10 protein-coding genes are annotated in these 12,475 nt (G+C 63.3%); 6 read left to right on the plus strand and 4 right to left on the minus strand.

Annotation, left to right across the window (positions count from 1 at the left end; translation table 11 throughout):
* Window positions 1-358 precede the first annotated feature (358 nt).
* A complete protein-coding gene (clpB, locus tag HLH48_RS13745; protein ID WP_182998063.1) occupies window positions 359-2,962 on the minus strand; it encodes an ATP-dependent chaperone ClpB in 2,604 nt (867 codons plus the stop codon).
* 242 nt (window positions 2,963-3,204) lie between these two features.
* On the minus strand, window positions 3,205-4,431 hold the full coding sequence (locus HLH48_RS13750) for a 2-hydroxyacid dehydrogenase (protein WP_182998064.1): 1,227 nt from the start codon (window positions 4,429-4,431) through the stop codon (window positions 3,205-3,207).
* Between HLH48_RS13750 and HLH48_RS13755 the strand changes: the two genes are divergently transcribed.
* The 6 genes from HLH48_RS13755 (at window position 4,430) to HLH48_RS13780 (ending at window position 10,733) form a co-directional block, all read left to right on the plus strand.
* Entirely contained in the window at window positions 4,430-6,646 is a 2,217-nt protein-coding gene (locus HLH48_RS13755; protein ID WP_182998065.1) for a TonB-dependent receptor, read from the plus strand. The genes HLH48_RS13750 and HLH48_RS13755 overlap by 2 nt on opposite strands.
* Window positions 6,647-6,682: 36 nt before the next feature.
* Entirely contained in the window at window positions 6,683-7,150 is a 468-nt protein-coding gene (locus HLH48_RS13760; RefSeq protein ID WP_182998066.1) for an MOSC domain-containing protein, read from the plus strand.
* A 19-nt stretch (window positions 7,151-7,169) separates the two neighbouring features.
* On the plus strand, window positions 7,170-8,090 hold the full coding sequence (locus tag HLH48_RS13765; RefSeq protein ID WP_182998067.1) for a PDR/VanB family oxidoreductase: 921 nt from the start codon (window positions 7,170-7,172) through the stop codon (window positions 8,088-8,090).
* A gap of 37 nt (window positions 8,091-8,127) precedes the next feature.
* Entirely contained in the window at window positions 8,128-8,523 is a 396-nt protein-coding gene (locus HLH48_RS13770; protein WP_220795126.1) for a RidA family protein, read from the plus strand.
* A 23-nt stretch (window positions 8,524-8,546) separates the two neighbouring features.
* Window positions 8,547-9,752: an MFS transporter gene (locus HLH48_RS13775; RefSeq protein ID WP_182998068.1), complete on the plus strand. Its 1,206-nt coding sequence runs from the start codon at window positions 8,547-8,549 to the stop codon at window positions 9,750-9,752.
* A gap of 123 nt (window positions 9,753-9,875) precedes the next feature.
* A complete protein-coding gene (locus HLH48_RS13780) occupies window positions 9,876-10,733 on the plus strand; it encodes an IclR family transcriptional regulator (protein WP_182998069.1) in 858 nt (285 codons plus the stop codon).
* 64 nt (window positions 10,734-10,797) lie between these two features.
* On the opposite strand, the gene HLH48_RS13785 is transcribed toward HLH48_RS13780, so the two are convergent.
* A complete protein-coding gene (locus HLH48_RS13785) occupies window positions 10,798-11,289 on the minus strand; it encodes a GlcG/HbpS family heme-binding protein (protein ID WP_246387341.1) in 492 nt (163 codons plus the stop codon).
* Window positions 11,290-11,339: 50 nt separating this feature from the next.
* Complete coding sequence (locus tag HLH48_RS13790; protein ID WP_182998071.1) at window positions 11,340-12,398, minus strand: aldo/keto reductase; 1,059 nt, start codon at window positions 12,396-12,398, stop codon at window positions 11,340-11,342.
* Between the last annotated feature and the right edge of the window lie 77 nt (window positions 12,399-12,475).

Raw genomic sequence — 12,475 nt, forward strand, 5'->3', positions numbered from 1 at the left:
CAAACCCAGGCTAAACCCAGATCAACCAAACCCTAACAAACCTACTCTTCGCAGGCCATCAGAACGCCGCCAACATATCCCTTCCATTCCAGATTCTATTGTCAATGAACAAGTCCGAAGCAGTTGTCCCGTTCGGTGAGGCGGGTTTTACGGAGATCGGGGAGGGATGTCAACGCGCTCGGAAATCGTGCCGAAACAATGATTTTACCCCGGAAAACTGCCGCCCCCAAGAGGGAACCCACACCCGTCTGTGGATAAAGAGTGGAAAAGAAAATGAACTTTTTTCTGCATTTCCATGTCAGGGCCACAAGGCCCCTGAATGGGGTGGCGCATCGCGCGGCGCCACCCCGCCAACCCGTCAGCCTTCTGCGATCGACCGGCCGTTGATGGTCAGGCCCTTGTCGTCGGCCGACACCCTGATGCGCTCGCCATCATGGATGGTGCCATCCAGCAGCAGCCCTGCGAGCGGGTTTTGCAGGCTCCGCTGGATCACGCGCTTCAGGGGACGCGCGCCATAGACCGGATCGTACCCTTCCTCGGCCAGCCAAAGATGCCCGGGTTCGTCCAGGTCCAGTTCGATATGCCGGTCGTCCAGCAGCTTGCGCAGCCGCGCGATCTGGATATCGACGATCCGTGTCATGTCCGTCCGCTGGAGGCGGGAGAACAGGATGATCTCATCCAGCCGGTTGAGGAACTCCGGCCGGAAGTGATTGCGCACCACCTTCATGACCTCGGCCTGCACCATATCGGTGGATTCGTTGTCCGGCAGGTGGGCCAGGACGTCGGACCCCAGATTGCTGGTCAGGACGATGATGGTATTGCGGAAATCGACCGTCCGCCCCTGCCCGTCGGTCAGGCGCCCGTCATCGAGCACCTGGAGCAGGATATTGAAGACATCCTCGTGCGCCTTCTCGACCTCGTCGAACAAAATCACCTGATAGGGCCGGCGCCGCACGGCCTCGGTCAGCACCCCACCTTCCTCGTACCCGACATAGCCCGGCGGCGCGCCAATCAGGCGGGCGACCGCGTGCTTCTCCATGAACTCGCTCATGTCGACGCGCAGCAGGGCCTTCTCGTCGTCGAACAGGAAGCGCGCCAGCGCCTTGCACAATTCGGTCTTGCCCACCCCGGTCGGACCGAGGAAGAGGAACGAGCCGATCGGCCGGTTGGGGTCCTGCAAGCCCGCGCGGGCTCGCCGCACCGCGTTCGCCACGGCCTTCAGCGCCGGCTCCTGCCCCACCACGCTGCGGCGCAGTTCGTCTTCCATCCGCAGCAGCTTGGCCCGCTCGCCTTCCAGCATGCGGTCCACCGGCACCCCGGTCCAGCGCGACACGATGGAGGCGATGCCCTGCTCGGTCACGGCCTCGCTGACCAGGCCGGCACCAGCGGCGGCACTTTCGTTCGCCTCCTGCGCGCTGGCGATCTTCCCCTCCAGAGTGGGGATGACGCCGTACATCAACTCCGACGCCCGGCCCAGATCGCCGCGCCGCTGGGCAACATCGACATCCGAGCGCGCCTGGTCCAACTGTTCCTTCAGCTTCTGGATCGCGTTCACCCGATCCTTCTCGGCGTGCCAGGACGCCGACATGGCGTTCGATTTTTCCTCGACTTCCGCCAGTTCGGCTTCCAGCTTCACCAGACGCTCGCGGCTGGCCGAATCATCCTCCTTGCGGATGGCCTCGCGCTCGATCTTGAGCTGAATCAGCCGGCGGTCGAGTTCGTCCAGCTCCTCCGGCTTGCTGTCGATCTGCATGCGCAGGCGGCTGGCGGCCTCGTCCACCAGATCAATCGCCTTATCAGGTAGGAAGCGGTCGGTGATGTAGCGGTTGGACAGCGTCGCCGCCGCCACCAATGCATTGTCGGTGATCCGCACCCCGTGGTGGAGTTCGTACTTCTCCTTGATGCCGCGCAGGATCGAGATCGTGTCGGGCACCGACGGCTCGCCCACATAGACCGGCTGGAACCGCCGGGCCAGGGCCGCGTCCTTCTCGATATATTTGCGGTACTCGTCCAGCGTGGTCGCGCCGATGCAATGCAGCGTGCCGCGTGCCAGCTCCGGCTTGATCAGGTTGGACGCATCCATCGCGCCATCGGTCCTGCCGGCCCCGACCAGCGTATGCATCTCGTCGATGAACAGGATCACCTGCCCCTCGGCGCCTTCGATCTCCTTGAGCACGGCCTTCAGCCGCTCCTCGAACTCGCCACGGAACTTGGCACCCGCCACCAGCGCGCCGAGATCGAGCGACAGCAGCCGCTTGTTCTTCAACGCCTCCGGGACATCGCCATTGACGATGCGCTGGGCCAGCCCCTCGACGATCGCGGTCTTGCCCACGCCGGGCTCGCCGATCAGGACCGGGTTGTTCTTGCTGCGCCGGGCCAGAACCTGGATCGCGCGGCGGATTTCCTCGTCGCGCCCGATCACCGGGTCCAACTTGCCCTGCTGGGCGATCTCGGTGACATCGCGGGCGTATTTCTTCAACGCGTCGAAGCTGGCCTCGGCGTTCTCGCTGGTCACGGTACGGCCCTTGCGGATATCGGCGACCGCCTTATCCAGCGTCTGCGGCGTCGCGCCCCCGTCACGCAACGCGCGACCGGCCGGCGTGTCCGAAGCGGCGATGGCCACCAGCAGGCGGTCCTGCGCCACATATTCGTCACCTGCCTTCTGCGCCGCGGTCTGCGCCGCATCCAGCAGACGGACCAGATCGGGCGTCGCCTGGGGCTGGCCGGCTCCCCCGCCCTGCACACGGGGCAGCTTGGCCAGCGCGGCCTCGACCGCCGCCTGAATGGCGGGCGGCTGCCCGCCGGCGGCGCGAATCAGCGCTGACGCCGCGCCTTCCGGGTCATCCAGCAGCGCCTTCAGCACATGTTCAGGCGTCAGTTGCTGATTATACTCACGCACCGCGATCGTCTGCGCGGCCTGAAGGAACCCGCGCGACCGTTCCGTAAATTTCTCGATATTCATGATCCCATGTCCCTACTCACTCAGGCGACCTGAAGCTGGGAGTGCCATCCCTGCTAAGGAGGCAATGGCACACCGTCCGGGCTCTCAGATGGGCGTAATGAGGCACTGTTACAAGGGGCTGGACGTGCCGGGCCAGTCAGGACGACGCGTCCATCCAACGACGATGGCGACATGAGGGCTCATGGGGCACGCGGTTGTCCGGCATGATGGCTGGCGCCAGCGCGCCCCCCGATCCAGGCGCCCTACATCTGGTTGACAACGGGCCGGCCATCGCCAATCCGCGTCATCTGTTCCGCCAGGAACCTGCGAATGCGCGGCAGGAACGCCGAACTGTTGCCCCCCAGATGGGGTGTCAGGAGAAAATTGGGCGCGCTCCATAATGGATGGCCCTCCGGCAAGGGCTCCGGGTCGGTCACATCCACCGCGGCCGACAAACGTCCGGAATAGAGTTCGACCGCCAGGGCGTCCTGATCGACGACGCCGCCGCGCCCGACATTGACGAACAGGGCGCCGTCCTTCATCGCGGACAATACGGCCCAATTAACAAGATGCGCGGTCGCCGGCGTCAGGGGCAGGCTACTCATCAAGATGTCGGTGTCGGACAAAAGCCCGACGAGGTCGCCAATTCCATGGATATCGCCATGCTCGTCCCGGCGAGCCGTCTGGCCGATCCGAATGGTCTCGACATCGAACGCGGCGAGCTTACGATGAAGTTCCTGCCCGATGCTGCCGTAACCGAGAAGAGCGACCTTCCGATCGGTCAAGGTCAGGCGGCGTTCCTCCTGCCAGATCCCCCGGCTCATGTTCCGGGCGGCGACATCGATCCCTCGCAGTGACGCAATGGCAAGGCCGATGGCCAATTCCGCCGTCGACGCCGCATGCACGCCGCGCGCGCTGCACAACAATACTCCGGGAGGCACCCTGCCGAGCAGATTGTCCACCCCCGTACTCTGCGTCTGCACCAGCTTGAGGCGCGGCAGCGAGGCAAGACGTTCCACCGTCCGGCTGGAATGCGCGTACGGCGTGATAACGGCGTCGATGACGGACAGATCACGGACGGACGGCTCCGCATCATCATCCCAGAGCACAAAGTCGATCGCCGGACACCGTTCTTCCAGATAGGCCTTCAACGCCCTGTCCGGAACCGACACCACCCTGATTCCCAGATCCGCCATCGCCTTCTCCCTTTTTTCAGACAAAACGATCATGCCAGAACATTTCGATTGACGAAAGACAATATGCTGACCACGATACAGCATATTGTCTCTCCGACATTGCATGGACGCCGATGCCCGGGTCCATGAGATGGCTATCCGTTCTCCGCAACCTTGAAATGGTGGGTGCCGAATGACGACTTCAAACCAGAATTGTTTGATTCGATTTCGAAATAATAGCCATCGGGCGCTGCTCGCCATGCTGTGCTGCTCGGCCGCCACGATTGCGGCGACGGGGGCGCGCGCCGCCGACATGGCCGCACCGAAACAGCCGGCCCGCACGCTGTCGCATGCCCCCGCGCAACACGCAGCGCATCCCGGCCCCATGGCGAATGAGGCGATCACTGTCGATGGCCTGCGGAATTCGCCGCTCAACCTGCGCAAATCGCAGCATGTCGGCGAAGTCGTCACCCATATCAGTGCATCGGACCTGGCGGTGCATCACGTTGACACGCTACAGAACATCCAGAATCTGGTGCCGAACCTGACGATCCAGCCGCAGGGTGCGACGGCAAACAACAATTTCAGCCTGCGCGGCGTAGGGTTCAAGGATTTCACGTCGAACAATACGCCTTCGGTCATGACATATGTCGATGGCGTCGCCTATCCGATCGGCTTCATGACATCGGGCCTGATGTACGATCTCGCAGGCGTCGACGTCATGCCGGGGCCGGTCGGATACACCCATGGACAGGCCGTGACCGCCGGCGAGGTCAATATCACCACCAACACTCCGACCGACACGTTCCATGCCGGCGTTTCCGAAGATATCGCCAGCTATGCCCGCAGCCGCACGTCGCTTTACGTGTCGGGGCCGATCTCGAACAGGCTGCGCTACCGCATAGCGGGCTATACCGCCCATGGCGGCGGATACCAGATCAATCGCTATAATGGCGAGCATCTGGGCGATGCGAACGAAGGCGCATTGCGCGGCAAACTGGACTGGGACGTCGATTCCCGGACGAGCATCAATGTGACCGGACACTGGGCGCAGGACGATTCCGACACGCCGGGCGTGTTCAACGTCAAGGATCTGGTTACGCCCTTCATCGCACCGGACACTAACAACCTGATCACGGGCTGGGGGTTTCGTCCGGCCTTCACCAAGATGATCGGCGTGCCCGCCAATACCAAGCCCTTTCGCAACGACACCACCTGGGGCATCGACCTGACGGGCCGGCATGATTTCGGGTGGGCGGAACTCAAGTCCATCAGCGCCTACGAGGCGATGTACATCCATAACCTCCTGGATCTCGACTCCACAAACGTCGCGACGGATGACCAGTATTTCACCAACAATTCGAACGTCTTCTCACAGGAAGTATGGCTCTCGAACGAAAATCGGCCCAACCGTTTCCAATGGACGATCGGCGCCTATTATGCGCGAACGGCGACCAAGGCCAGATTCTTCTACGATTTCTCCGGGTCCGGCCCCAAGCTTCGCCCCTATATCGAGGCGACCCGCTACAATCAGGATATCCAGGCCTTCAACCAATACGCCACCGCCTCCTATCGCCTGGCGCCACGGTGGAAACTCTCTGCGTCTGTCAATCACGAATCCGACGATCGGCATCTGTCGAACCTGGAGACCATTCAGTACGGTTTCAGCGACGTCCATTTCCCGACCCATGGCGCATTGACGAATGAATTCGGCGGCAAGGGCGAGCTAGATTTTCAAGCCACGTCGAATGTCCTTGTCTTCGCCGATGTCCGCAAGGGGTTCAAGCCGGGCGGCTTCACGGCAAACAACACCGTTATTTCCCAGCAGCTCAATCCCTACAAGCCGGAATCCCTTCTGGCCTATGAAGGCGGGATCAAGACCGACTGGCTCGATCATCGCCTGCGGGTGAATTTCGACGGTTTCTACTACGATTACCACGATCAGCAGATCCTGAGCCTGGAACTGGTTCAAAGTTACGGGCTGGTAGGCGATTTCGTGAATATCCCCAAATCGACGATATGGGGCCTGGAGGGCGAAATCGATGCGAATCCCCTGCCCGGCCTGTTTCTGGAACAGCATTTCGGCTATCAGAGAGGTCGCTACGACGATCTGAAATTCCTCAACACGACCGCCGTCTATGCCAATTACGCCAAGACCGGCGTCTTTACCCCAGCCTATACCAGCTATGACGGCTTCGATTCCGGCATCCCCAAACTGACATTGAACGGCAATGTCAGCTACGTGATGCACCCGAACCGGAAATGGGATGTGACATGGCAAGGCGATTATTCCTACCGTGGCTCGCAGCTCGACGTACCGGGCAATGAGATCTATCGGCTGCCGGCCTATTTCCTGATGGGCATGAGCCTGAACGTGGCGCCGCACCATGGGCGCTGGTCCGTCGGCGTCTATGTCTCCAACCTGCTCGACCGCCGCTATGTGGTCACGAAAGACAACGGATACAACTCATTCTACGGCATTCCCGGCGCGCCGCGCTTCGTTGGTGCCACGATGCGCTATGATCTGTGAATGTCACGAGGGAATCATGGAAATGGGCCAGGCAGCATGACCGGTCGTGTCTGCGGAATATTTACCGCCGAAGTCGCCGCGCAGGAAATGATGGACCACCAGGAGTGCCGTCTGCTGGCGAATGTCGGAATCGAAGGCGATCGCTACGCCAGGCGCATCGGGCGATGGTCCGACCGCCCCAAGACGGAACATCAGATCTCGTTTATCGAGCTGGAAGTTCTGCACCAGATCTACGATGAGACCGGGGTGGTGCTGACCCCACGGGAATCGAGAAGAAATATCATCACCTATGGCGTGCGCCTGAACGATCTTCTTGGGCGCACGATCAGGGTCGGAAAGAGCGCACTGGTCTATGTCGAGAAGCTGAATCACCCCTGCAAATACCTGGAGCGTCTGATCGACAAGCAGGTAATGTCCAGCCTGCTCGGCCGATCCGGCCTGAACTGCCAGGTCGTCTCGGGCGGCATCGTGCGCCTGGGCGACCGTATCGAGACGGTTCTCTAGCGTGGCGGTGAGACTGTTGATGAAGGCGAGCGTCGATCGGATCGTTGACGAAGGGGGCGGCATTCGCTCCTTCTACTTCAAGCCGCAGGACCGCCGGGAATTCCCGCCCGTTCCCCCCGGCGCGCATACGCTGCTGCGCGTCAGCAAGGGGGTGATGCGTCAATATTCGCTCTGCACGCCGCCCGGCGACCCGCGCTATCGCATCGCGATCCACCTTGACGCGGGCGGCCGCGGCGGATCGCGATTCATGCATGAATCCGCGCGGGTCGGCGATATCTTCTACCTGTCCTATCCCCAGCCTGACTTTCCGTTGGACCTCGATCTGCCGTCCTACCGTTTCTTTGCCGGCGGTGTCGGCATCACCCCCATTCTGTCCTTTCTCCATGCCCTGCGCGGACGATCGTGCCGGGTGCGGCTCCATTATTTTGTCCGCGCCGATGAGCGCGTGCCGTTCGAGCGCGAAATCCGCGCCTTATGTCCGCAGGCCGAGATTATCGATCCCGGAAAGGAGGGGCGCGTCGCGCTCACGGACCTGCTGCGCGGCGCGGAAGGCGACGCGATCTACTGCTGCGGCGGCGCGCCGTTCGTTTCCGCATTGCAGCAGGCGGCAAAATCGCTGGGTCTGCCGGATATCCACGCGGAATCGTTCGTGGCCGGGGTCAAGACGGGCCATCTGGGCGACCCGTTTATCATGGACCTGCCGCGCAGCCGCCATGTGCTGCACGTCCCTTCGGATCGAACCATGCTGGAGGTCCTGCTCGGGGACGGTGTCGACATCGACTATGCCTGCGAGGCCGGCGTCTGCCGAAGCTGCATCGTCGACGTGATCGAAGGTGAGATCATTCACCGCGACCAATGCCTGACCGACGAGGAGCGCCGGACGCTGATGACACCCTGCGTCTCGCGCGGGCGAGGCCGGATCGTCATCAACTCCCTCTGAAGACGGGATCAGAATTCAAAACCAAGGAGAGAATGTCATGGACATGAAGACCCACACCATCGCGCCGGCGAACCTCCCCGCCGGCAGCGGCTGGAGCCATATCGTAACGGCATCGGGGACGTTCGTCGCCATTTCGGGCCAGGTCTCGGTGGATGCCGGCGGTCGCCTCGTGGGCAAGGACGATGTCGAGGCACAGATCCATCAGGTCTACCGGAACCTGGCCGCGTGCCTGGACGCGATCAATGCCAGCTTCGCCCACGTCATCAAGCTGACTTACTACGCCACCGACATCAAGACCGCGCTGCCGCTGATGCGCCGGATCCGCCCGACCTATATCGGAATGGACAAACCACCGGCCAACACATTCGTCGAGGTCACCGCCCTGGCCAGTCCTGATTTCCTCTTCGAGGCCGACGCATTCGTGGTCCTGTAATCCAACCCGGAGGGACCGGCGACATGCCACGCATCACCAGCCAGACCGCCGTCGTCGGCCTGCTGTTCGTCCTCTACACGGTCAATGGGGTCGATCGGGTCTGCCTGTCGATCGCCATGCCGCTCCTGGCCGACCATTATCATTTTTCACCGATGCAGGAAGGGATTCTGTTCAGCAGCTTCTTCTGGACCTATTGCCTGTTCCAACTCCCTTCCGGACTGCTGCTGGACAGGGTGCTGCCGTCGGTCGTGATCGTGGCTTCGGTGGCGTTCTGGGGCGTCGCCGCCGCGCTGTCGGGCGCGGCGATGGGGTTCGGCACATTGCTGGTGACGCGCCTGATGCTGGGCCTGTTCGAGGCGCCATTCATGCCCGCCGCCAATATCATCGTCCAGCGGACCGTGGGCAGCGCCGCCCGGCAGGGGCGGATCACGATCATCGACAGCGGGGCCGCGTTCGGGGCCGCCTTCGGGTCATACGCCGCCTCGGCGATCGTCGCCGCCACGGAGTCGTGGCGGCTTGCCTTCCTGATCACCGGCGGCGCGGCGGTCTGCCTGGCACCGCTGGCGTGGCGACAATTGGTCGCACGCCGGACGACGGCCCGCCCGCCCGCCATGCCGTCCGGCCGGCGGGTCGGACGGTCGACGGAGCGCGGCATTCTGACGCGTGACGTCCTTTACATGTGTCTGGGCCGGGTCGCCTTTGCCAACGTGTTCTTCGGCTTTGCCTCCTGGGCCCCGTCGCTGCTGATCGCCCGCCGCCATATCAGCCTGGAAATCGCCGGTCTCATCACAGCCCTGATGTTCGTGGCCGCCGGCTTCGGCGAGATCGCGGGAGGGATCGTCTTCAGCCGCCTGCGTTGCCGGCTGGGGTTCGATCCCGCGCTGCGGATGACGATCTGCCTGTCGGGCGCGGTGGCCCTGGTGGCGCTGGTCGCCGCGAATGCCATCGGCACCCTCGCTCTCTGCGCCGGCACGCTGATGATGGGACTGTTCTTCTATATGTTCGGCGGGATCTACTGGGTCATTCCCGCGGCGATCGCACCGGAAGGCCGGCTGGGGCTGGTCGGGGGGATCCTGAATTTCTCCGGCACGTTCGGAGGCATCACGGTCGGCATCATCTCCGGCTGGATCGTGAAAAACTGGGGCTATGGAGCACTGTACGGATATTTTGTCGGCTGCATGGGCTTGTATATTCTGTTTTCGATGTGCCTGCGCCCCGGGCGGCGGTGACCGCGCGCCGGTGCCGGTCGGTTTCCTCTCGGCAGGAACTCCGCTATCGTAGACGGTATGGCTATCTGTATCCTGCTGGATATGGATCACACCCGACCGATAATACGGAGCGACAGGATCGTCATGGCGCCATCAGGTCAGAGATCGACCAGAGTCCTCACGGAAAGACAGCCGGCAGAGCGGTCTTCCCCCAAGGGTGACGAAGCGGGCCTGAGCCCGAAATCCAAGTCGCCGGCCATCAACCGCTCGTACGACATCCTCGACCTGCTTGCGAGCGCGCGCGCGCCGGTCCTGTCGCGGGCGGATATCACGCAGCAGATCGGGCTGCCGCGCTCATCGACGGCAAACCTGCTGAGCGCGCTGGAGGAATGCGGCCTGGTCGAGCGGACGGGAAACGACTATTCGCTGGGTCGCAAGATCGTTACGCTGGCAAGCGCCTACCTCCGCAAATTCGATCCGGTCCAGGAATTTTATCGATATTGCTCCAATTCGGATATCCTGAAGGACGAAACGGTCCGGATCGCCATACTGGACCGGAATGAAATCATCTATATCGCCCGGTACGAGGGCCATCCCGCCATTCACCTGACCTCGAATATCGGGGATCGCATGCCGGTATCGCTGTCCGCGGTCGGCAAGGCCATCGTCGCGCGCCTGGATGACGAAGACGTGCAGAAAATGTTCTCCGGGACCAGGATCCTGCCGGTCATGACGGAACATTCGATCCGGACCCTTCCCCAGCTTCGCAAGGAACTGAAGGAGACGCGCCTGCGCGGCTACGCGATCGAGGACGAGGAAGCCACGCCCGGCGTCGTATGCCTGGGCATGGCGGTGCCCACCCGCGGCGTGAACGGCCCCAAGATGGGCGTATCCGTCAGTTCCGTGAAGGTCACGTTCGATCAGCAGCGGCATGCCCGGCTGCTCGAAGGCTTGCAGAACCTGGTCCGCGCCATCGGCAGCCCGTTGGACGGCATGGAATAGCCCCCAGGGCTCTGCCGCTTCCCGAGCTCGCCCGGCCGGAAAGGCGACCCAACGGGCAGATCCGTCACTGGAAGCGGGGCGAGACCTCCTTGACCGCCGCCACCGCGCAGGCTTCGTCCAGCTCGCCCCCCGGCGCGCCGGAAACACCCAGCCCGCCGAGCACCGAACGATCCGCCCGGCGCAACAGCACGCCGCCAGGCACGAACAGAACCTGCGGAATCGTGTTCAGCGCCCCGTTGGCGGGCCCGGTGACCTTGGCGGCGATCAGCGCGCTGGTCGTGTCCTTGTCGAAGGTCATGCCGTAGGCATAGGCCGTGTAGGCCTTGCGGTAGGATACCGACAGCGATTGCAGCGGCACGGTGTCCCCTTTGATGATCGCCTGTTCGTGGCCGGAGGGATCGACCACGGCGGCGGTCACGGACCAGCCGCGCGCCGCACAGATCCGCACCGCCGCCGCCGCGAGCTGGTCTGCGATCTCCCACGCCAATTTCTGGGTGGTGATGACGGCCGGCCCGGCGGCCCGCGCCGGGCCGGCCGTCAGCGTGCCCGCGACCATGCCGGACGCGAGCAGGCCTGCCGCCATGCGGCGATATGCTGCCATGGCTCTCATGCCTTGCCGACGATGGGGCCAAGCAGCAGCAGGTCGGCCGCCGACAGACGATCCGACGCCGTGCGGGCCTGATGCCAGTATGGATAGAGCAGCGGCGGCGCGCTGGCGGCATCCAGCCGGCCCATGTCTTCGGCCGACAGGGTAAGTTCGGCGGCTTTCAGATTATCGGCCAACTGGGCGTCGGTCCGCGCCCCGATCACCACCGAGGTGATGGCCGGACGCTGCGCGACCCAGGCCAGCGCCACCTGCGCGGCAGAGACACCCCGTTCCGCGCCGATCGCCACCAGCACCTCGACGACATCGTACAGTTTTTCGACATCATAGACCGGAGGCTCACCCCACTGGGCCAACTGGCGCGTGCCCTCGGGTTCGGGCTTGCCGCGCCGATGCTTGCCGGACAGCAGGCCCCCGGCCAGCGGGCTCCATACCTGCACGCCGATGCCCTGGTCCAGCGCCACCGGCAGCAATTCGTATTCGGCCTCGCGCGCCTGCAACGAATAATAGATCTGCTGCGCCACCGGCGCGATCAGCCGGTGACGCTCGGCCGTGCCCAGCGCCTTCATCAGGTGCCAGGCCGAGAAATTGGACACGCCGGCATAGCGGATCTTGCCCGAGCGGGTCAGCGTGTCCAGCGCCTCCAGCGTCTCGTCCAACGGGGTCTGGCCGTCCCATTCATGCAGGTAATACAGGTCGATATGGTCCCGGCCCAGGCGGCGCAGGCTGGCCTCGGCCGCCGCGACGATATGGAAGCGCGACAGGCCGGCATCGTTCGCCCCCTCGCCCATGCGAAAGCGCGTCTTGGTGCTGACCAGGATGTCCGACGACCGGCCCTTCAACGCCGCGCCCAGGATTTCCTCCGACACGCCGGAGGAATAGATGTCGGCGGTGTCGAAGATATTGATCCCGGCCGCGATGCACATGTCGATCTGCCGCTGCGCGCCCGCGAGATCGGTATTGCCGGTCTTGGCGAATGCCCCCTTGCCGCCGAACGTCATGGTGCCGAGCGTGAAGGCGGAAATCCGCAGGCCGGAACGGCCGAGCTGGCGATAATGCATGAGGTGCCTCCTGTAACGGATCGATCAGCGGGACTATGGGCGCACGGGGCGGAGAATGATAACCGTCAAAACCGGAA

It is taken from the genome of Gluconacetobacter sacchari (genome assembly GCF_014174255.1).
Lineage (GTDB): Bacteria > Pseudomonadota > Alphaproteobacteria > Acetobacterales > Acetobacteraceae > Gluconacetobacter > Gluconacetobacter sacchari.